The organism is Streptosporangium vulgare (genome assembly GCF_042428775.1).
GTDB classification, from domain to species: domain Bacteria; phylum Actinomycetota; class Actinomycetes; order Streptosporangiales; family Streptosporangiaceae; genus Streptosporangium; species Streptosporangium vulgare.
The window spans coordinates 130,075-149,781 of the sequence record NZ_JBHMBS010000002.1 but is presented as its reverse complement, the minus strand read 5'-3'; the positions used below and the strand labels follow the sequence as shown (position 1 = coordinate 149,781).

Here is a 19,707-nt window from a genome sequence, read left to right as displayed (position 1 = left end):
CCTCAGGTTATGACAGGCCCTGCCTGTCCGGCTCCGCCGACACGGCTCCGGAGTCATAGATACGGCCGGGTTCCATCGCACGCGGGCCGTACAGTTCCGGGACAGTGACAAAGGTATAACCCTTCGCGGTGAGTTCGCGCAGGATGGCGGGGGCCGCGTCGACGGTGGCGTGGTGGAAGTCGCGCATGAGGACGATCGACCCGGGCTTGACCTGGGCGACGGTCCGGCGGGCGATCGCCCGGGGGTCGAGGTCGTTCTGGTCCTCGGCGTCAACGTTCCAGCGCACCACGGACATGCCCAGTCGGCGCGCGACGGAGGCCACCTGCTCGCCGGTCCCGCCGTACGGCGGGCGCATCAGCGTCGGCACCTGGCCGATCGCCTGGGTGATCGCGTGCTGGGCGCGGGTGAGCTGGTCGGTGAGCATGGCGGTGGGCAGCGAGGTGAGGTCGCGGTGGGACCAGCTGTGGTTGGCCACCAGGTGTCCCTCGTCACGCATCCGGCGCAGCAGTTCGGGACGCGCGGAGGCGTTGGAGCCGAGGGCGAAGAAGGTGGCCCTCGCCCTGTGGACGCCGAGGATGTTGAGCAGCCGCCCCGTCTCGGGCCCCGGCCCGTCCTCGTAGGTGAGCGCCACGCACTTGACCTTCGCGCAGTCCACGGTGCCCGCCATGGAACTGCGCGCCGCGGGCTTGTCCCCGCTCGCCGCGAGCATGTCCTCCTGAGAGGTGAGGGTCGCGGTCCCCACGGAGGCCCGCCGTGCCCGCTGCCCGGTCGCCGACAGCAGCGGCGCCGCGGTCGCGGACGGCACGGCGACCGCCACCCGTCCGGCGACGCCCAGGCCCACCTGCTTGTCGTCGAACTCCACGACGAGGTCGCCGCGCGGGTTGAAGCCGATGGAGTCGAACATCGAGGGGTCCGGCCTGAGCGCGTTGGGGTTCACCAGCGGTCCGCGCAGCGCCAGCTCGCCCTTGACGATCCCGGCCAGCGTGGTCAGCGCCGCGGCGTCCCTGAGCAGGTCGGGGGAGTCCAGGGCGCGACGGCTCGCCCGGTCGTACCAGACGGTGGTCCGCGACTCGCTCCAGCCCGAGCCCATGGACTGGCCGATGCGCAGCCGCACCCCCAGGACCTCGGGGGACGCGGCGGCGAGCTGCCAGTCCACGTTGAACTCGGGGGTGGGCACGGCACCTGCGGGGAGGGCGTGCCGGGTGAACCGGCCGAGACTCCCGGTCACCGTCCTGCGGAGCTTCTCGGTGAGCCGGGGGGCCTCGGCGATGGCCGGGTAGGTGGCGTGCACGCGCCGGCCCGCGGCCTCTCCCGAGTTCAGGCTTCTCGTGCTCAGGTTCTGGACCATGGAGGGGTCCACGTAGTTGATCAGCGTTGGCTCGGAGGGAACCGGGGGATCCACGTGGGGGGAGGCGGTGGCTACGCCGCAACCAGTCATCATTGCGGCCATTAACGCGATTCCTCCGCCGAATCGCACTTTAGGCATAAAATGACGCTATATGGGTTAATAGGGTATTTACCCTAACTTGATGTTAAGTGGACGGAGGCTTTAGCGTTCCGCGCCCGCTGGTTTCCTTGCGTGACGGGGGACGTTTCCCCGCGTGACGGGAGACGCGGATACTGCTATAGGTAGGGCGGAGAGCCTCGTACGGCAGATCCTGGAGCGTTCGGGCGGAGGTCCCGGGGTGTTCGGGGCAGGCGGTTCCGGAGGCGTTCGGGCACGGTCCCGGAGCGTTCGGGGCGGTGGTCCTGACGTTCGGGGCGGTGGTCCCGAGGAGGAGAGACCATGAGCGGATATTTCGGCTCTTACGTGGTGGTCCTCGCGCTGTTCGCGATCGGCCTGCTCATCGTCGCCGGGGCACTGCTCGTCAACCGGGGGCTCCGGCCGAGCCGGCCCACCCCGGAGAAACTGCTCACCTACGAGTGCGGCGTCGACCCGGTCGGCGACGGCTGGGCCCAGTCCCAGATCCGCTACTACGTGTTCACCTACCTGTACGTGGTCTTCGCGGTGGACGCGGTCTTCCTGTTCCCCTGGGCGACGATCTTCGCCGCCCCCGGCTTCGGGACGACCACCCTGGTCGAGATGTTCGTCTTCCTCGGCTTCATCGCGCTCGGCATCCTCTACGCCTGGCGCAAACGTGCGCTCACCTGGACCTGAGAGCCCGAGAGCCCGGACCCGAGAGCCCGGCGGGCCGGACCCGGGGCTCGAAGGACCGGGCCCGGGAGCTCGAAGGGCCGGGCGAGCGCGAGCACCGACTCTGAAGGAGAATGCGTGCCATGGCGGATCTCCCGATGCCCACCGTGGGGCCAGTCTCGCGTCTGGCCCCCAAACCCATGCGCTTCATCCTCAACTGGGGGCGCCGTTACTCACTGTGGGCGTTCAACTTCGGTCTGGCCTGCTGCGCGATCGAGTTCATCGCGACCTCGATGAGCAGGCACGACTTCATAAGATTCGGGGTCATCCCGTTCGCCAACGGTCCCCGGCAGGCGGATCTGATGATCGTCTCGGGCACGGTGACCGACAAGATGGCGCCCGCGGTCAAACGGCTCTACGAGCAGATGCCCGACCCGAAGTACGTGATCTCCTTCGGCGCCTGCTCCAACTCCGGCGGCCCGTACTGGGACTCCTACTGCGTGACCAAGGGCGTCGACCAGATCATCCCGGTCGACGTCTACGTCCCCGGCTGCCCTCCTCGCCCCGAGGCGCTGCTCCACGGCATCATGATGCTCCAGGAGAAGATCGCCGCGGAGAACCTGGGTGACCGCTATGCCTGACCTGCCCGAACCCCCTCATCCCGCCACGCCCGGTTCCGCGCCCGAACCCGCATCCGGGTCCGTACCCGAACCCGCGCCCGGTTCCGCGCCTAAACCCGCGCCTGGCTCCGGACCCGCGCCCGGCCCCGGACCCGCGCCTGGTTCCGCGTCCGGCTCCGCGCACGGTTTCGCGTACGGTGAGGGCGCCCGGGTGTCGGAGTCCTTCGGCCAGACCACGGTCGACGTGGATCCCGACGGCTGGATCGGCCTGCTGGAGTCCGCCAGGGCCGGGGGCTACGAGTTCTTCGACTGGCTGACCGCGGTGGACGAGCCGCCGGAGGCGTTCGCGGTCGTCGCCCACCTCTTCGCCCCAGGCTCGCACGCCCACCTGCTGCTGCGCACCCGCGTGCCGCGTGCCGACCCCCGGCTGCCCAGCGCGGTCGGTGTCTTCCGCGGAGCCGACTGGCACGAGCGCGAGACCTTCGAGATGTTCGGCGTCGTCTTCGAGGGCCACCCGAACCTGGTGCCGCTGCTGCTCCCCGAGGGCTTCGAGGGCTTCCCGCTGCGCAAGGACTTCGTGCTCGCCGCCCGGGTCGCCAAGGCCTGGCCGGGGGCGAAGGAGCCCGGAGAGTCCGGTGGCGGCTCGCCGAGCCGCCGCAAGACGCTCCCGCCGGGGGTGCCCGCCGACTGGGGGCGCGAGCGTGGCAGCTGAGACCCTTCGGCGGCCACCCCGCCGAGGGGTCCGCGATACCCGCGAAGTCCGCGATACCCGCGCGGTCCGTACGATCCGTGATATCCGCGATACCCGTGACGGCCGGGGAGTTCCCCCGGGGGACCGGAGGTGCCCGTGATCGCCGAGGTGCTCGACGTCGCGGTACGGCTTGTCGTGATCGTCGCGATCTTCCTGGTGCTGCCGCTGGTCGCCGGGCAGATGGAGCACAAGGTCATGGCGCACATGCAGTCGCGCCTCGGTCCCATGTACGCCGGGGGCTTCCACGGCTGGGCCCAGTTGATCGCCGACGGGGTCAAGTTCATGCAGAAGGAGCAGGTGATCCCGACCGCCGCCGACCGCCGGGTCTTCAGCCTGGCCCCCGGCGTCGCGCTGATCCCCTATCTCCTGGTGATGGTCGTCATCCCGGTCGGACCCGGGCTGGTCGGGGTCGACCTGGACGTCGGGCTGTTCTTCGTCCTCGCCGTGATGGGGGTCGGCGTGCTCGGCTCGATCATGGCCGGGTGGTCCTCGGGCAACAAGTACTCCGTCCTGGGCGGGATGCGTTCGGCGGCCCAGCTCATGTCGTACGAGCTGCCGCTGGTCCTCGCGGCCTCCAGCGTCGCGATGGCGGCGGGCACGCTCTCCCTGCCGGGCATCGTGGAGGCCTGGCAGTGGTGGTGGCTGCCCTGGCAGGCGATCGGCGGCGTGGTCTTCTTCGTCGCCGGGCTCGCCGAGCTCCGCCGCCCGCCGTTCGACATGCCGATCGCCGACTCCGAGATCATCATGGGCCCGATGACCGAGTACACCGGCATGAGGTTCGCCCTGTTCATGCTGGCCGAGTACGCCGGGATCATCGTGATCTCCGCGCTCACCGGCGTGCTCTTCCTCGGCGGCTGGCACGGCCCGTTCCTGCCGGGGCCGGTGTGGATGCTCCTCAAGGTCTTCCTGCTGGTCTTCGTGATCATCTGGCTGCGGGTGAGCTATCCCCGTCTCCGCGAGGACCAGCTGCAGCGGCTCGCCTGGGTCGGGCTGGTACCGCTGGCCCTGGTCCAGCTGGCGCTGACGGGAATCGTCAGGGTCGCCGTGGGATGACGTGGGATGACGCAGGATTGCCCCTCCCGGCCTTTCCCGTGTCGTCCGGGCCGCCGTACCGGACGATCCGACGTTCGAAGTGCCCACGCAGGGCAGGGAGTAAATACACTCTGTGACACCACCTGCCAAGGACGGAACGCATGACCCTCGCGCTTGCCGTGGAAAAGGATGAACTGGTCGTCGACGTGCCGGAACATCCGCCGGTGCGGCTGCCGCTCGCCGGAGAGGGCCGGGCGAGCACGCTGCTGATCTTCGGCTATCCCGGCAGGGGAAGGACGAGATACGGCCTGGCGGTGCTCGACGAGTCCGGGCTGGTCATGCTGGAGGCCCCGGGATCCCGGTCGAAGAGGGCGGTGAAGGCGTTCGCCGCGGAGAACGGCCTGGAGTTCGAGTTCCGGGCGTTCGACACGCCGCAGCATGCCAGGGTCGCCCTCGCCCGCAGGTCGCCGAGGTGGCGCGCGGTGACCTGGCGCCGGGCGCCCGCGCCCCTGCCGCGCCTGCGCGTGCCCGGCGTGAGAAGCCTCAGACCGCCGCTGAGTTCGCCGAAGGTGTGGTGGCGCGAGCAGCTGCTGTACGTGCTCATGTGGGCGGTGCTCGCCTACGGGGCGGTCTTCGTGACGCTCGTGCTCCTCAACCTGACCGAGACCCGCGCCGACGTCACCCGGGGGATGGGCCCGCTCGGGATCGCCGCCCTGGTGCTGGCCGCGCTGACGGTCGCCGGGGCCGTCGTCGTGGTCGGGGTCGGCCGTCGCAGGTCCCGCAACCAGACCGTCCAGGGACGTGTGCTCAGGCGCGAGGGCCAGCCGCACTGCCGTCTGGTGGTCGTCCACGGCCGTCTGCTGCTGGAGACCGCGCGCAGGACCCGCGAGCTGGACGCGTCCGAGCTGCTGCTGTACTCGGCGGAGTCCGGCGTGACCGGCCTGATGGTGGGCGGGGATCTGTTCCACCTGCCGGGACGGTGGGACGCCGAGGACGTCGAGCGCTTCGCCACCGGGAACGACCTGGGGCTGGAGATTCGCGCGCTGACCCGCGACGAGTACCTGGACCTGACGACACGGGCGAAGGACGCGGTTCCTTAGAGCTCCCTTGAAGTCCTTCGAAGTCCCTGGTGGTAGGTCCCGGGAGTCCTGGAGGTCCTGGATCCGGATTCTCCCGGCCCGGTCCTCCTCCGTGGGGTTTCCGGCGCGGACGCCGGTGATCGCGATCCCCTACTGCACGATCCGCAGCATGATGTCGGAGGCCGTGGGCCGGTTGACCGGCCGCTTGTCCAGGCAGGCGGCGGCCAGCGGGCGCAGCGACTGGGGCAGGGCCGCCAGGTCCGGCTGGTGGTTGATCACCCGGTTGAGGATCGCGGGGATGGTGTCCTCCCCGAAGGCCACCTTTCCCGAGGCGGCGAAGATCATGGTCGCGGCCCAGCTGAACACGTCGGTCTCCGGGCCGATCGCCTCGCCGGACAGCTGCTCGGGCGACATGTAGGCGGGGGTGCCCATGATGTTGCCCGACGTCGCGGTGACCTGGTCGAGGGCTCGGGCGATGCCGAAGTCGATCACGCGGGGGCCGTCGGCGCCGATCAGCACGTTGGCCGGTTTGAAATCCCGGTGCACCACGCCGGCCCGGTGGATCGCGGCCAGCGCGCCCGCCGTGGCCAGGGCCAGCCGGGTCAGACCGTCCTCGTCGCGCGGGCCCTTGTCGCGGACCAGCTGCTCCAGGGAGTCGCCCTCCACGTACTCACTGACGACGTACGCCTGGTCCTCGTTGATGTTCACGTCGAGCACCCGCGCCGTGGAGAACGTCGCCACCCTGCGTGTCGCCTCCACCTCCCTCAGGAACCGCTCCCTGACCACCTGGTTGCCGTTGAAGTGCTCGTGCAGCACCTTGATCGCGACCTTCTGCCCCTGCGGGTTGAGCGCGAGGTGAACCGTTCCCTGGCCGCCCTTCCCCAGGCTGCCGATCAGCCGGTACGGCCCGAGCCAGCCCTGCGGGGCCGGGGTGTTCCGGCCCCGCGAGGTGTGGCCGGGCCGGCCTTGCGTGAAGGGGGCCTGGGGGCCGTGTGAGGCGTGGGTGGACTGACCTTGCACGAAGGGGACGTGCGGGCTCTGTGAGGTGTGCGTGGGCGGGCCCTGAGCGAAGGGGACGTGCGGAGTGTGCGCGGGCCGGCCCTGCGTGAAGGGGACGTGCGGGCCCTGTGGGGTGTGCGTGGGCGGGCCCTGCGTGAAGTGGCCCTGGGTGTACTGGGGCGCGTACTGCGGCGGCGGGCCGTCATGGCGGGGCTGTGGCGGCGGCTGGTAGCCGCCGTGGTGCGGGTGCTCCGGCCGGCGGGACTGCGACCCCTGCGCGGACGGATGCACGGTCGACGGCGCGGTGGGACCGGTCTGGTACGGCGGCATCTGGGACGGACCCTGGACGCGGCCGTAGCCGGGAGGCGGCCCGGGGCGGAACTCGCGGGACTCGCGGGAGGGGTCCTGCCGGAAAACCGACCCCCTGAGGATCAGCGCGTGGCCCAGCCCGCCAAGCCAGCTGCCGAACAGGCCGATCGTCCCGATGACGTCCAGCGTGACCGGAATGGAATTGGAATCCCCGTAGGTCGCCGCGATGATCACGAAGATGCCGATGCCGAGACCGTAGACGGCGGCGGCGACGGCCAGCAACGGGCTCCGCAACCGGCGGGCGGCGTGGCCGATGACGAACGGCGTCCCGACGCCGCAGGTCAGCAGAGGTACCAGTGCCCAAACGACACTCAGTGCCGTATTGGATCGCGCCGGTGGTCGCGACTGCCAGGCCGGCCCGTACTGGTGGGACATGTGGCGAACAATACGATTTTTTCAGGAGGTCCGCAGTCGCTTCGGTGGGGCGTCTGTGGTTGGTGGACGGTTATCGAACACACAGTCTGTGGATAACTTCTGTGGATAACCCGGTTTCCCGGCCGATGCCCCCTGCCGCCGCGGTCTCCGGGGCCCACGCATTCCCGAGCGCCCCGCTGTGCGCCATGATGTTGAGTTGTGGCACGGATACCAGGAGTGGGACTGGCGAAGGGACTTTCCGTCACCCTTCGCCACATGCTGAGCAGGTCGGTGACTCAGCAATATCCCGAAGTCCGGCCTGAGCTGCCCCCGAGGAGCAGGGGGGTGATCGCGCTGGTCGAGGAGAACTGCACGGTGTGCATGCTCTGCGCCCGCGAGTGCCCCGACTGGTGCATCTACATCGACTCCCACAAGGAGACCCTCCCCGCCCCGGAAGGCGGCCGTCCCCGGGCCCGCAACATGCTCGACCGCTTCGCGATCGACTTCTCCCTGTGCATGTACTGCGGGATCTGCATCGAGGTCTGCCCCTTCGACGCGCTGTTCTGGTCTCCGGAGTTCGAGTACGCCGAGGGCGACATCCGCAATCTTCTTCATGAGAAGGACAAGCTGGCAGCCTGGGCCCAGACCGTCCCGCCGCCTCCGGCCCACGAGCCCAACGCCGATCCGCCCAAGGAACTGGCGGCCGCCTCCCGCCCGGTCCGTCCCCGCCCCGCCCCCACCGCTCCCGGGGCCGCTCCCGCCTCCGCTTCTGGGGCCAGGACCGGTTCCCGTCCAGGTCCCGCAGCCGGTCCTGGCCCCGCCGCGGGTTCTGGCTCCGCGGCCGGCTCCGGCCTCACCGCGGATTCCGGTCCCGTGGCCGGTCCCGGTCCTGTAGTCGGCCCTGGCCCCGCGACCTCCGCGCCTGGCGCGCCGGTTTCCCCGTCCGGAACATCCGGACCTCTTACGTCCGGAACGGCCGGAACCCCGGGTACCTCGGGTACCTCCGGTTCCTCCGCAGGTGCAGGTGCAGGTGCAGGTGCAGGTGCAGGCTCCCGCTCCGCCCCCGGCCTCTCACCGGGACCTGGAGCGTCCGCGTCCGGCTCCGAAGCGTCCGTGCCCGGCGCCCCGTCTCCACCGTCCGGGTCTTCGTCGCCCGAGGGTTCGCCGTCCGGGTCTTCGCCGTCCGAGGCCTCGCCCTCCGGTGCCCAACCCCCGCCGTCCGCCTCACCGGCTCCCGGCGCCCCCGACGCGTCGGCCGCCCGGCGCGGTCCATCCCCGGGCAGGTCGTCCAGACCGGCCACCTCGGCGGGGCACGCGAGCGTCCGGGCCATCCGGCCACCGGGTGCCCTTCCGAAGAAGAACGATCCGTCCACAGGCAGGTCATCCGTCGAGAAGTTATCCACAGGCGGGGGTGAAGCACCTCCGGCGGCGGCCACACCGGAGCAGACTCCTCCCACGGATCCGAGTGGAGAGCCCGAGGAGGAGAGGTGACCGAGGTGCCGTCCTACCTGTCGCCGACCGGGCAGGAGATCGTCTTCCTCCTGCTGGGCGCGGTGGCCGTCGGGTCGGCGCTGCTCGTCGTGACCACCAGGCAGCTCGTCCACGCGGCCCTGTGGCTGGTCGTCTGCTTCGGCGCGCTTGCCGGGTGCTATCTGGTGCTCACCGCCGAGTTCGTCGCCTGGGTCCAGGTGCTGATCTACGTCGGCGCGATCGTGGTCCTGCTCCTGTTCGGCATCATGCTCACCCGCGCCCCGATCGGCAGGAGCGCCGACCTCGACAGTCCCAACCGTCCGACCGCGGCGGTCGTGGCGATCGCCACCGCGGCCGTGCTGGTCACCGTCGTCGTCGACGGCTTCCGCATGGCCTACGTCCCGCTCGAGCCCGGTGGCGGCTCGGCCGGTGAGCTCGGTGCCAGCATCTTCCGTAACTGGGTGCTCCCGTTCGAGGCGCTCTCGGTCCTGTTGCTGGCGGCCCTGATCGGCGCCATCGTCCTGTCCCGCACGGACATCCGCGGGAGGGACTGACGTGCACGTCGTCTATCCCGCGGTCGTCTCGGCGCTGCTGTTCTCCATCGGCGTGTACGGGGTGCTCGCCCGCCGCAACACGATTCTCGTGCTGATGTCCGTCGAGCTCATGCTCAACGCCGTCAACCTCAACCTGGTCGCCTTCGACGTGTGGTTGCGCGACCGGCTGCACGGCGGGCAGGTCCTCACGCTGTTCGTCATCGTGATCGCCGCCGCCGAGGTCGGCCTCGGTCTCGCGATCATCCTCGCGCTCTACCGCAACCGCCAGACCGTCGACCTCGACCGCCTCCGCTCCCTGTCCGACCTCGCCGACACGTCCGGCCCCGCCGACACCGGCCCCACTGACCCCACCGGCTCCGCCGACGCCGACCCCGGTTCCGCCGACCTCACCGACACCGGCAACGCCGGTTCTCACTCCCCGCCCCGGGACCAGCCCCCGGCCGAGCCCCGGAGCCTGCCACAGACACTCACCCGGACCCAGACCGGGACCGAGACCGGGACCGGGACCAAGGCCGGGACCGAGACCGGGACCAGGGCCGATACGCGGCGGTCCCGGCCCGAGGCCGACCCCGAGGCCGACCCCGAGGCGGACACCAGGCCGGGTGACGCGCCATGATCACTATCGCCTCGCTCGTGATCCTGCTGCCCTTCCTCGCGGCGGCCACCGGCCTTCTCGGCTCCCGCTTCCCCCGGCGTCGCCACGGCGTGACGCCCCCGGAGACCGGCGACGCCACCCTCCAAGTCGACGATCCAGAGGCCCACGCTTCCAAGGCCGACGAACCCAGAGCCGACCCCGAAGCCGACCCCTCCAAGACCGGCACAGGCGCTCTCGAAGCCGACGCCTCCAAGGTCACCGCCGACACCGCCGCCGGACGCCGGGCCGCCTGGATCGCCGTGGTGCCCACCGCGATCTCCGCCGCCCTGGCGATCTGGCTGGCCTACGCCACCTGGGCCGCTACCGGCGGAGTTGCAACCGAGCCGTCCGCCCCGGCCGGGCCAGGAGGGCAGGGGGCGATCGACGGTGTCACCGCGACGCTCACCGTCATCGAGACGGGTTCGGTGCCGATCTCGGTCGGGCTGCTGGTCGACGGCCTCGCCGCGTCGATCGCCGTCCTGGTCGCCGTGGTCGCGCTGGCGGTGCAGGTCTACTCCGTCGGCTACATGCGCGGTGACCGGCGCTACCCGTCCTACAGCTCCTTCATCAGCCTGTTCACCAGTGCCATGCTGCTGGTCGTCTACGCGGCCGACCTCATGGTCCTCTACGTGGGCTGGGAGATCATGGGCCTGTGCTCCTACCTGCTGGTCGGGCACTGGTGGGAAGACAGGGCCAACTCGCGAGCGGCGATCAAGGCGTTCCTCGTCACCCGGATCGGCGACGTCGGGTTCCTGTTCGGCATCTTCGTCCTCGGCACGGCGGCGGGCAGCTTCAGGATCGCCGACGTCATCGCGGGGGTCCCCGAGATGTCGTCCGGCACGCTCATCGCCGCGACCATGCTCCTGCTGGCCGGGGTCGCGGGGAAGAGCGCCCAGGTGCCGTTGCACGTCTGGCTCCCCGACGCGATGGCCGGACCGACACCGATCAGCGCCCTCATCCACGCGGCCACCATGGTCGCCGCGGGCATCTTCGTCGTCGCCCGGCTCTATCCGGTCTTCCTCGGTGCCCGCCCCACCCTGGACGTCCTCGCGGTCCTGGCCGCCATCGGCATGCTCGGCGCGGCCCTCGCAGCCCTGGCCCAGGACGACCTCAAACGCGTCCTCGCCTACTCCACGATCAGCCAGCTCGCCTACATGGCCGGTGCCCTCGCCGCCGGGTCCCGGAGTGCCGCGATCTTCCACCTGATCACCCACGGCGCTTTCAAGGCGCTCCTCTTCCTCTGCGCCGGAGCGGTGATCCACGCGGTCGGCTCCAACCTGATGAGCACGATGGGAGGTCTCAGGAAGGAGCTTCCCGTCACCTTCGCCGCGATGACGATCGGCTTCGCCGCGCTGATGGGCCTGCCTCCGGCCAGCGGCTTCTTCAGCAAGGACGAGGTGCTGGTGGCCATCGAGCACTCCCTGTCCTCGGGGCCGCTGACGGGTGCCGCGGCGCTGCTGCTCTACGGCTGCGCCCTCGCCACGGTCGCGGTGACCGGCGCCTACGCCACCCGCGCGTGGCTGCGAACCTTCTTCGGGCAGCGTGCCCCCCAGCCCCAGCCCGACTCCCAGCCCCAGCTCCAGTCCCATCCTCAGCCCGCGTCCGGCGTGCCGCACACCCCGCACGCCGTCCACGGCACCCATACCGCCGTTCACGAGGCTCCGGCCACCATGCGCTGGCCTATTCTCGTCCTCGCCGTTCCAGCCCTGCTCCTCGGCTTCGCCCGCGTCGGCGACGTTCACTGGGACGCCGCCGTCCTCAGCCTCGCGGTGGCGCTGCTGGGGGCGGGAGCGGTCTACGCCGCGTGGCGATCCGCCCCTCTGGCCGACCCGGCTCGCCTGCTCGGCCCCTTCAGGGTCCCCTGTGAGCAGGCCTTCCACGTCGACTCCGTCTACACCGGGCTCTTCGTCCGGCCCGTGCTGTTCATCGCACGCCTCGTCGTCCGCGCCGACGGTCGCGTGGTGGACGGTGTCGTACGCGGCTCCGGCCGGGCGACCCTTGGCCTGGCGGGGCTGGTCCGCCTGGTGCAGAACGGCAACGCCCAGCTCTACATCACCGGCCTGCTGGCCGGAGTCCTCCTGATCGCGGCCGGGGCGGTGATCTTTAGATGATCTCTCTGCTGTTCTGGGGCATCGTGGCACTCGTCGTGCTGCTCCTCATCCGTCTGGCGGTGACGCGCCGTTGACCTCCTCTCCGCGACCGAACACAGAACCGGACGCCGGGCCGGACCCCGGTGAGGTGGTCACGCCATGAGCTGGGTGCTGATCGCGCTCCTCGGCGTGCCACTCGCCGGAGCCGCCGCGCTGCTCGCACCGCTCGGGTCGGACGTCGCGGCGAGGGGGCGGCTGCTCAGGGTGCACGGCCTGGTCGTCTCCGGCCTCACGTTCGCGCTGTCGGTGGTGCTGGTCGCCGCGTTCGACCACGGCGACGCCGCTCGGACGCAGTTCGTGACCGACCTCGCCTGGATCCCCGGCCTCGACCTCAGATTCCATCTCGGCGTGGACGGGATCTCACTGCCGCTGGTCGCGCTGACCACGCTGCTGACCTTCCTCTGCTTCGTCTACCTGTGCCGGGGGCGCGCCGACGGCCCCGGACAGCTGCTGAGTCCCCGGCCCGGCGGCAACCGGCCGCGCGCGCTGGTGTTCACGCTGCTCGTCCTCGAAGTGGGCATGATCGGCACCTTCCTCGCGCTCGACCTGCTGCTGTTCTTCGTGTTCTTCGAGGTCGTCCTCATCCCGATGTACTTCGTGATCGCCATCTGGGGCGGGCGCGCCCGCCGGGCCGCGGCGATCAAGTTCATCCTCTACACCCTGCTCGGCTCGGTGGTTCTCCTGCTCGGCCTGCTGCTCATCTGGTCGCAGACCGGCACCCTGGACATGACCGCCCTCGCGCGGGCACGCGGAACGGGCATGTCCCCCGCGGTGCAGACCATCGCCTTCCTGGCCGTCGGCGTCGGCTTCGCGGTGAAGACCCCGATGTGGCCGCTGCACACCTGGCTGCCCGACGCCCACACCGAGGCGCCGACCGTCGGCTCGGTGCTCCTGGCGGGCGTGCTGCTCAAGATGGGCACGTACGGCTTCGCCCGCGTCGCGATCCCGATCCTGCCCGACGGCGCCGCCGCGACGGCCCCGTGGCTCGGGGCCTTCGCGGTGGTCGGCATCGTCTACGGCTCGCTGGCCTGTCTCGCCCAACGTGACCTCAAGAGGATGATCGCCTACTCCTCGGTCGGCCACATGGGCTTCGTGCTCCTGGGCTTCGCCACACTCACTCCGGCCGGAATCAACGGTGCCCTGTTCGGCAACATCGCCCACGGTCTCATCACGGCCCTGCTGTTCTTCGTCGCCGGAGCGATCAAGGAGCGCTACGGCACCTCCGACATGCCGGCCCTCGGCGGTGGCATGCTGACCCGCCTTCCCCGTCTCGCCTCCCTGCTCACCTTCGCCTGCGTCGCCTCGCTCGGGCTGCCGGGGCTGGCGGGCTTCTGGGGCGAGATGCTGGCCCTCCTCGGCGCCTTCGAACCGGCCGCGGGCCTGTCCCGCCCCCTCTACCTGGTCTTCATGGCCCTCGGAGGTCTCGGTACGGTGCTGACCGCCGCCTACTTCCTGCTCATGCTCTCCCGTGTCACCCACGGCCGGAGCACCGAGACCGTCCGTGTCCCCGTCCTCGCCGCGGCCACCACGGGCGGTCTCCCCTCCACGGGCCCGACCGGAGAGGAGGGCGACCACGAGGGTGGTGCCCCCGCCACCGAGACGGGGGAGAAGGAGGGGCCCTTCATGGCAACCGTCGGAGGGGGAGGCGCTTCCCGCCCGGCGACTCCGGCGACTCCGGCGACTCCGGCTGCTCTGGGGGCGCCGAGTACTCCGAGCGCCTCGGGGACGACTTCGCGAGTGGTTTTGGGAGCGACGAGTACGGGGAGCGCGGGCAGGCCGCGCATGCCCGACGTCGCGGGCCACGAGCTGGCCGCCTGGGTGCCGCTGATCGCGCTGATCCTGCTGTTCGGGCTCTGGCCCAAGGCGCTCCTCCTCCTCACCGATCCGGTGGTCCGGACCCTGGTGGGCGCGCCGTGATCCAGTCGATCGACTACTACGCGGTCGCGCCGCCCCTGATCCTCGCGCTCACCGCCGGGCTCGTGCTGCTTCTGGACGCCTTTCTGCCCCGCAGGCCGTACGTCCGGACGGCACTCGGCGCGGTCACGCTGGCCGGGGTGATCGGCGCCCTGGCGGTGGTGATCTCCCAGGCCGTACGCACCGGAGACCCGCTGAGAACCTTCTGCGTGCCCGAGGGGCTGCTCGGCTCCCCCCGCGCGGTGATCGGCTCCATCGTTCCCCTGGTCACCGAGCCGACCGCGTCCACGGCCGCCGCGGCGCCGTGCTCGTTCGTGGTCGACGACTTCACGCTGGTCTTCGCGGGGCTCGCGCTGGCCGCCGGGATCGTCGTGGTGCTGCTGTCGGCGGCCGAGCTCTCCTCCGGAGACATCCCCGTAGGGGAGTGGTACTTCCTGCTGCTCTGCACGCTGGCGGGTGCCGTCGCCCTGCCCGCCTCCCGCGACCTGATCATGCTGGTGGTCGCGCTGGAACTCGTCTCGCTGCCGGTGTTCGCGCTCACCGCGCTCAAGCGCTATGACGGCCGGAGTTCCGAGGCGGCGGTCAAGCTCTTCCTGGTCTCCGTGGTCTCCACGGCGGTGATGCTCTTCGGGGTCTCCCTGCTGTACGGCACGACCGGCACCGTCTACCTCGACCGGATCGCCCACGTCCTGCGGCAGGACGTCACCGCCACAGGTCCTGGGCCGAGCCAGGGAGGCGTCGGCGACGGCATCGCCTACAGCTCCTCGCTGCAGATCGGCTACGACCTGCCCGCCGTGGTCACCGTGGCCATGGTCCTGGTCCTCGCCGGGTTCGCCTTCAAGGTCGCGGCGGTGCCGTTCCACGCGTGGGCGGGCGACGTCTACCAGGGTGCCCCCATCCCCGTCGCGGCGCTCCTCTCCGTCATCTCCAAGGCGGCCGGGTTCGCGGGGCTGATCCTCATCCTGGTCGTCGCCCTGGGCGGGCAGGGGGCCACCTGGGTCCCGCTGGTCGCGATTCTCGCCGCGCTGACCATGACCGTCGGCAACCTCCTGGCCATGCGCCAGCGCCACGCCGTACGGCTGCTCGCCTGGTCGTCCGTCGCCCAGTCGGGTTACATCCTCGCTCCCCTCGGCGTCAGAAGCGACGAGGCGATGAACGCCTCGATCGCCTACCTGGTCTTCTACGCGGCGATGAACCTCGGGGCGTTCGCCGTGGTCACGCTGGTGTCGAGAAGGTCGGGCAGGGGAGAGCTGGACGACTACCGGGGCCTGGCGTTCCGGAGCCCGGCGGCCGGGCTGGCGCTCGCCTTCTTCCTGATCTGCCTCGCGGGCCTGCCCCCGGGGCTGGCCGGGCTCTTCGCCAAGATCGTGGTGTTCCGCGAGCTCCTCGGCGGAGGTGGTGGCTGGCTCGCCGCCGTGATGGCGGTCAACACGGTCGTGGGTCTCTACTACTACGTCGCCTGGGTCGTGCGAATCTTCACCCCGGCCCCGGCCCCGGCCCCGACCTTGGCCCCGGCCCCGCCCCCGATGACCGAGAGCGCTGTGACCGGCGGCGTCATGACGGGGAGCACTGTGACCGGGAGCGCGATGGCGGGCAGTGCCGCGACCGGGGGCGTCGTGACGGGAGGCGCGGAGACGGGTGGCCGCGGTACCGGGTGGATACCCGCGAGTGTGGCGGTCGCGGTGGCCGGGATCGTCGCGATCGCGTTCTCGGTCGCCCCCCAGCTGGTCCTCGATCTCGTCCCCGCGGCGCTCATCACCGCGGGCTGAACCATCCGGGAACGTTCGACCTGGCCGGAGACGTTGTCACAGGTGAATCAGCATCAACCGAGAGGGGGGTGTAGTGCACCACAACGGTCTGCGTACCGCGGTCCTTCTCGGCGCACTGTCCGCGGTGATCATCGTGGTGGGGGCGTGGTTCGGAGGCGGCGCGGGCGTGCAGATCGCGGTGCTGGTCGCGCTGGCGACCAGCGGCGTCGCCTACTTCTTCTCCGACCGCATCGCGCTGTCCGCCATGCGCGCCCGGCCGGTGGGTGAGGTCGAGCAGCCACTCCTCTACCGGATCGTGCGCGAGCTCTCCACCGAGGCCCGCCAGCCCATGCCCCGGCTCTACGTCTCGCCGACGATGCAGCCCAACGCCTTCGCGACGGGACGCAACCCCCGCAACGCCGCGGTCTGCGTGACCTACGGGATCACCCAGCTCCTCGACGAGCGCGAGCTGCGCGGGGTCATCGGGCACGAGCTCTCCCACGTCTACAACCGCGACATCCTGATCTCCTCGGTGGCCGGCGCACTCGCCACGATGATCACCTACCTCGGCTATGTCGGCCTGTTCTTCGGTGGCGGGGACGAGGACGAGGGCCCCGGGTTCATCGGCGCGATCCTCATGATCGTGCTCGGCCCGGTCGCGGCCGGAATGATCCAGATGGCCATCTCCCGCTCCCGCGAGTACCAGGCGGACGAGTCCGGTGCCCGGCTGACGGGCGACCCGCTCGCCCTCGCCTCGGCACTGAGGAAGATCGAGATGGGCGCCCGCCAGCTCCCCCTCCCGGAGAACGGCCGGATCGCCTCCGCCTCCCACCTGATGATCGCCAACCCCTTCCGCGGCGCCGGGATCGGCCGGATGTTCTCCACCCACCCGCCCACCGCCGAGCGCGTCGCCCGCCTGGAGCGCATGGCCGGCTACCGCCGCTGACCCCGCTTTCCCGTGCCCCCTGGGCCCACAGCGGTTCAGGGAGTCAGGCCGGTGACGATCGGGTTGTGGACGGATCCGGGCACGACGAAGCCGCCCGCCCGTTCCGTGCCGCCCGACTCCTGATCGACCCGATACCAGGCGTAGCGGGCGCCTCCCCCCTTCCTGATCCTGCGAGGGGTGACCGTCTGCAGGTCGAGGCGGCCCTCGCCGTTCCAGCGCATCCGGGTCGGAGTCCTGTCGGCGGGCACGGCGATGGGATCGCGCCGGGGAATGCCGCCGGTGGGCACGTCCCACAGGCGGATCCCCGCGTCGCGCGAGGTGAAGTGGGCGACGATCTCGCCGTCCGGGCCGAGCGCGCCTCCCACCGGGACGCGCCCCCGCTCGGTGAAGGGCGACATCGAGTAGATCTCCGCCTGGAACGTGTCATCCACCACGAGTACGAACTTCGCGTCAGGGCTGAAACTCCACGGCCGCAGGCCAGGTGGCACCGGGATGCTCTCCCCGCTGTAGGTGTCCAGGATCTGATGCTCCCCGCCGATGCCCAGCACCGCGTACCGCCCGCCGGGGGAGAGTTCGACCCGTGCCGCGCGCATGGCGTTCGACCACATCACTCCCGGCACCGTGCGCACCTCGCCGGTGGCCACCTCCAGCACCACCAGCGCCCCGTCCCTCAGCTGGAAGTACGCGACATGCCTGCCGTTCGGCGACAGGGCCAGCGGTGCTCGTTGCCTGCCCACGGAGAACACCCGGGCGTCGGGGAGGGGGACCACTCCGCCGTCGCGTGTCCAGAGTTTCCATGGAGCGCAGACGCACCCGTCGAGTCCCGCGTACCGCACCGGAGGTCTCGCGTCTCCGGCCTCCGCGGGGACGCCCGCTCCCATGACCACGGCGATCGCGCCGACGCAAACGCTCAAGCGGCAGAACAACCCCACTGAGGCTCCCCGAGTCTTCCGGACATACGGGGGGTGTCCGTCGCGTACGGGCTCACTGTACGCCTCGGGGAAGGTCGGCCGGCGGCATCGCCATGAGTGTCATCCGGCCGCGGGGAGGGAGCGGAGGCCCCTTCGGCGGGCGAAAGGACCGGCCTCCCGGGGAGGCCGGCCCTGGGGCGGACACGGGCCGGTCGTCTCAGGAGTGCTGCGTGACCGGGTCGGTCTCCTCCGCGGAGAGGCCGGGGACGCCGTCGATGCTCTCGCGGTTCTTCTGCGCCCGGTAAGCGCGTCGCTGCTGGACGTCCTTGCGTCCGGCCCACTCGTCCAGCAGTGTCCGGTCCTTGTCGAAGGACATGAACGGTACCGAGAAGCCGCAGGAGTCGGCGATGCGGTCGCAGTCGACGACGATGATCGACCGCACGCCCGGATGCGGGCCGAAATTCTTGATCAGTGTGGCGAAGTCGGGACTGTCCGGTACGACGACCCGGCCGGTGCCGTACAGGCGGAGGATGTTGGGAGGGCCGGAGAAGGCGCAGAACATGACCGTGATGCGGCCGTTCTGGCGGAGATGGGCGATGGTCTCCACCCCGCTGCCGTCCAGGTCCAGGTAGGCGACGGTGGTGTCGTCGAGAACGGCGAAGGTGTCGGCGTATCCCTTGGGGGACATGTTGACGTGGCCGCCCTGCTCGGGAGCCGTCGCCACGAAGTAGACCGGTTGCGCTCCGATGAACTCACGCAGCCGGTCGTTGATCCTGTCATGAATTTTCCCCATGAACAGGACGATAATTCTTTGCCGTTCGCCGGTCGGCACCGCGTCCGTTAGTCGCCTCCGACCATCGGCACCGCGTCCGGTGGTCGCCTCCGACCAGGGGACGACTTCGCTCGCGGACACTCCTTCCCGCCGAGGGCCGTACCGCCACTCGCCGGAGCCGGGAGGCGGCGCGGCAGGACCACGGTGCGCGGCCGTGAGACGGGCTCGCCGGGCGCGTGAGACGGGCTCGCCGGGCGAGAGTCCGGGATCCGGTCATGACGTTGACGCGGTCGTTTTCCGATCTCGATCTTGAAGAGGATGACGCGCGGGAGTTCCCCGGTGTGGACGGCTTCGTGGAGCTGACCCAAGGGGGTTTGAGCCTAGGGCCGCTCACCTCCGCTGTGACCTGCTCGAACGGGTGAGCGGCCGGGGCGCAAGAGAGCCTCTTGCCCCGGCCGTGTGCCCTGGATGTGCCCTCCCGGAGCGGTAAGGTTCTGAAACCACAGGTCAGAGCCTCGGTTCCCCTCCCGCTAGCGGTAGTTCGAGAACTGAAGCGCGATCTCCAGGTCCTTGCCCTTGAGGAGGGCGATGACCTCCTGCAGTTCGTCCCTCTTCTTTGAGCTCACCCGCAGTTCCTCGCCCTGGATCTGGGCCTTGACGCCCTTGGGCCCCTCGTCGCGAATGATCTTCGAGATCTTCTTGGCGTGCTCCTGGTCGATGCCCTCCTTGAGGGTCACCAGAAGCCGGTACTCCTTGCCGGACAGCTTGGGCTCGTCCGCGTCCAGGATCTTGAGGGAGAGCCCCCGCTTGATCAGCTTTTCCTTGAAGACGTCGAGGACCGCGTTGGCGCGCTCCTCACTGTTGGCCTTGATCTCAACGGCCTTCTGACCACCCGACCAGGCGATGGTCGCGCCGGTGCCCTTGAAGTCGAATCGGTGCCCGACCTCCTTGAGCGTCTGGTTCAGCGCGTTGTCGGCTTCCTGGTGGTCGATCTTGCTAACGATGTCGAACGATGAATCCGCCAAAGCACAATCCCCTCTGACCTGCTAGAACTATGAATCGCCGCCCGGCTCCCCGAGGCCACGGACCTCGAATCGCGCTGGCGCCCGCGAGCCGGTTCGGTAGACGCGTATGTAACGGATCAGCCTAGCCAGCATCTCCCGCCGATGCCGAGGTGACAGCGTGTCCCTGCCCCACCCTCAGCCGGTCCCGGCCCGCCCCGGCGCGTCCCGTTCCCACTCCCCTCTTCTGCCCACCCTGGCGTGTTCTC

General features: G+C 70.4%; 17 protein-coding genes and 2 pseudogenes. 13 read left to right on the top strand and 6 right to left on the bottom strand.

The window, feature by feature from the left end:
- Nucleotides 1-7 precede the first annotated feature (7 nt).
- Complete coding sequence (locus ACFFRH_RS04650) at nucleotides 8-1,450, bottom strand: polysaccharide deacetylase family protein (protein ID WP_386154454.1); 1,443 nt, start codon at nucleotides 1,448-1,450, stop codon at nucleotides 8-10.
- A 336-nt stretch (nucleotides 1,451-1,786) separates the two neighbouring features.
- Between ACFFRH_RS04650 and ACFFRH_RS04645 the strand changes: the two genes are divergently transcribed.
- From ACFFRH_RS04645 to ACFFRH_RS04625, 5 genes are all read left to right on the top strand, one after another.
- On the top strand, nucleotides 1,787-2,158 hold the full coding sequence (locus ACFFRH_RS04645; RefSeq protein WP_386154451.1) for an NADH-quinone oxidoreductase subunit A: 372 nt from the start codon (nucleotides 1,787-1,789) through the stop codon (nucleotides 2,156-2,158).
- A gap of 119 nt (nucleotides 2,159-2,277) precedes the next feature.
- Entirely contained in the window at nucleotides 2,278-2,775 is a 498-nt protein-coding gene (locus ACFFRH_RS04640; RefSeq protein ID WP_184537730.1) for an NADH-quinone oxidoreductase subunit B, read from the top strand.
- Nucleotides 2,776-2,965: 190 nt separating this feature from the next.
- Nucleotides 2,966-3,466 (top strand): NADH-quinone oxidoreductase subunit C, encoded by a 501-nt coding sequence (locus ACFFRH_RS04635; RefSeq protein ID WP_386154449.1) that lies wholly within the window; start codon nucleotides 2,966-2,968, stop codon nucleotides 3,464-3,466.
- A 129-nt stretch (nucleotides 3,467-3,595) separates the two neighbouring features.
- A complete protein-coding gene (gene nuoH / locus ACFFRH_RS04630; RefSeq protein ID WP_512701123.1) occupies nucleotides 3,596-4,558 on the top strand; it encodes an NADH-quinone oxidoreductase subunit NuoH in 963 nt (320 codons plus the stop codon).
- 140 nt (nucleotides 4,559-4,698) lie between these two features.
- Nucleotides 4,699-5,637, top strand: a complete 939-nt coding sequence (locus tag ACFFRH_RS04625; RefSeq protein ID WP_386154446.1) for a hypothetical protein — start codon at nucleotides 4,699-4,701, stop codon at nucleotides 5,635-5,637.
- Nucleotides 5,638-5,766: 129 nt separating this feature from the next.
- Here the strand turns inward: ACFFRH_RS04625 and ACFFRH_RS04620 are convergent, their stop codons facing one another.
- Nucleotides 5,767-7,359 carry a serine/threonine-protein kinase gene (locus tag ACFFRH_RS04620; protein ID WP_386154443.1) on the bottom strand — a complete coding sequence of 531 codons (1,593 nt, stop codon included), beginning with the start codon at nucleotides 7,357-7,359 and terminating at the stop codon, nucleotides 5,767-5,769.
- A 255-nt stretch (nucleotides 7,360-7,614) separates the two neighbouring features.
- On the opposite strand from ACFFRH_RS04620, the pseudogene ACFFRH_RS44800 reads away from it, so the two are divergent.
- A pseudogene (locus tag ACFFRH_RS44800) lies at nucleotides 7,615-7,836 on the top strand (NADH-quinone oxidoreductase subunit I); the annotation flags it as partial.
- On the opposite strand, the gene ACFFRH_RS44795 reads toward ACFFRH_RS44800, so the two are convergent.
- The gene (locus ACFFRH_RS44795) at nucleotides 7,755-7,937 is read right to left on the bottom strand and encodes a hypothetical protein (RefSeq protein ID WP_512701126.1); all 183 of its coding nucleotides are present in this window, start codon (nucleotides 7,935-7,937) and stop codon (nucleotides 7,755-7,757) included. The pseudogene ACFFRH_RS44800 and the gene ACFFRH_RS44795 overlap by 82 nt on opposite strands.
- Between ACFFRH_RS44795 and ACFFRH_RS04615 the strand changes: the two genes are divergently transcribed.
- From ACFFRH_RS04615 to htpX, 7 genes and pseudogenes are all read left to right on the top strand, one after another.
- Nucleotides 7,855-8,829, top strand: coding sequence for a 4Fe-4S binding protein (locus tag ACFFRH_RS04615; protein ID WP_512701125.1), 975 nt, complete (start codon nucleotides 7,855-7,857; stop codon nucleotides 8,827-8,829). The genes ACFFRH_RS44795 and ACFFRH_RS04615 overlap by 83 nt on opposite strands.
- Nucleotides 8,826-9,362 carry an NADH-quinone oxidoreductase subunit J family protein gene (locus tag ACFFRH_RS04610; protein ID WP_344742905.1) on the top strand — a complete coding sequence of 179 codons (537 nt, stop codon included), beginning with the start codon at nucleotides 8,826-8,828 and terminating at the stop codon, nucleotides 9,360-9,362. The genes ACFFRH_RS04615 and ACFFRH_RS04610 overlap by 4 nt, the downstream gene beginning before the upstream one ends.
- 1 nt (nucleotide 9,363) lies before the next feature.
- A pseudogene (gene nuoK / locus ACFFRH_RS04605) lies at nucleotides 9,364-9,645 on the top strand (NADH-quinone oxidoreductase subunit NuoK); the annotation flags it as partial.
- 329 nt (nucleotides 9,646-9,974) lie between these two features.
- Nucleotides 9,975-12,107 (top strand): NADH-quinone oxidoreductase subunit 5 family protein, encoded by a 2,133-nt coding sequence (locus ACFFRH_RS04600; RefSeq protein ID WP_386154439.1) that lies wholly within the window; start codon nucleotides 9,975-9,977, stop codon nucleotides 12,105-12,107.
- 138 nt (nucleotides 12,108-12,245) lie between these two features.
- The gene (locus ACFFRH_RS04595; RefSeq protein ID WP_344742904.1) at nucleotides 12,246-14,063 is read left to right on the top strand and encodes a complex I subunit 4 family protein; all 1,818 of its coding nucleotides are present in this window, start codon (nucleotides 12,246-12,248) and stop codon (nucleotides 14,061-14,063) included.
- Complete coding sequence (locus ACFFRH_RS04590) at nucleotides 14,060-15,829, top strand: NADH-quinone oxidoreductase subunit N (RefSeq protein ID WP_386154436.1); 1,770 nt, start codon at nucleotides 14,060-14,062, stop codon at nucleotides 15,827-15,829. The genes ACFFRH_RS04595 and ACFFRH_RS04590 overlap by 4 nt, the downstream gene beginning before the upstream one ends.
- Before the next feature lie 73 nt (nucleotides 15,830-15,902).
- Nucleotides 15,903-16,754, top strand: coding sequence for a zinc metalloprotease HtpX (htpX, locus tag ACFFRH_RS04585; protein ID WP_386154433.1), 852 nt, complete (start codon nucleotides 15,903-15,905; stop codon nucleotides 16,752-16,754).
- A gap of 35 nt (nucleotides 16,755-16,789) precedes the next feature.
- Here htpX and ACFFRH_RS04580 read toward each other — a convergent pair whose 3' ends face one another.
- From ACFFRH_RS04580 to ACFFRH_RS04570, 3 genes are all read right to left on the bottom strand, one after another.
- Nucleotides 16,790-17,668, bottom strand: a complete 879-nt coding sequence (locus tag ACFFRH_RS04580) for a WD40 repeat domain-containing protein (protein ID WP_344742902.1) — start codon at nucleotides 17,666-17,668, stop codon at nucleotides 16,790-16,792.
- Between the two features lie 214 nt (nucleotides 17,669-17,882).
- Nucleotides 17,883-18,458 (bottom strand): pyridoxamine 5'-phosphate oxidase family protein, encoded by a 576-nt coding sequence (locus tag ACFFRH_RS04575; RefSeq protein ID WP_344742901.1) that lies wholly within the window; start codon nucleotides 18,456-18,458, stop codon nucleotides 17,883-17,885.
- 509 nt (nucleotides 18,459-18,967) lie between these two features.
- The gene (locus tag ACFFRH_RS04570) at nucleotides 18,968-19,462 is read right to left on the bottom strand and encodes a YajQ family cyclic di-GMP-binding protein (RefSeq protein ID WP_344742899.1); all 495 of its coding nucleotides are present in this window, start codon (nucleotides 19,460-19,462) and stop codon (nucleotides 18,968-18,970) included.
- Nucleotides 19,463-19,707 lie beyond the last annotated feature (245 nt).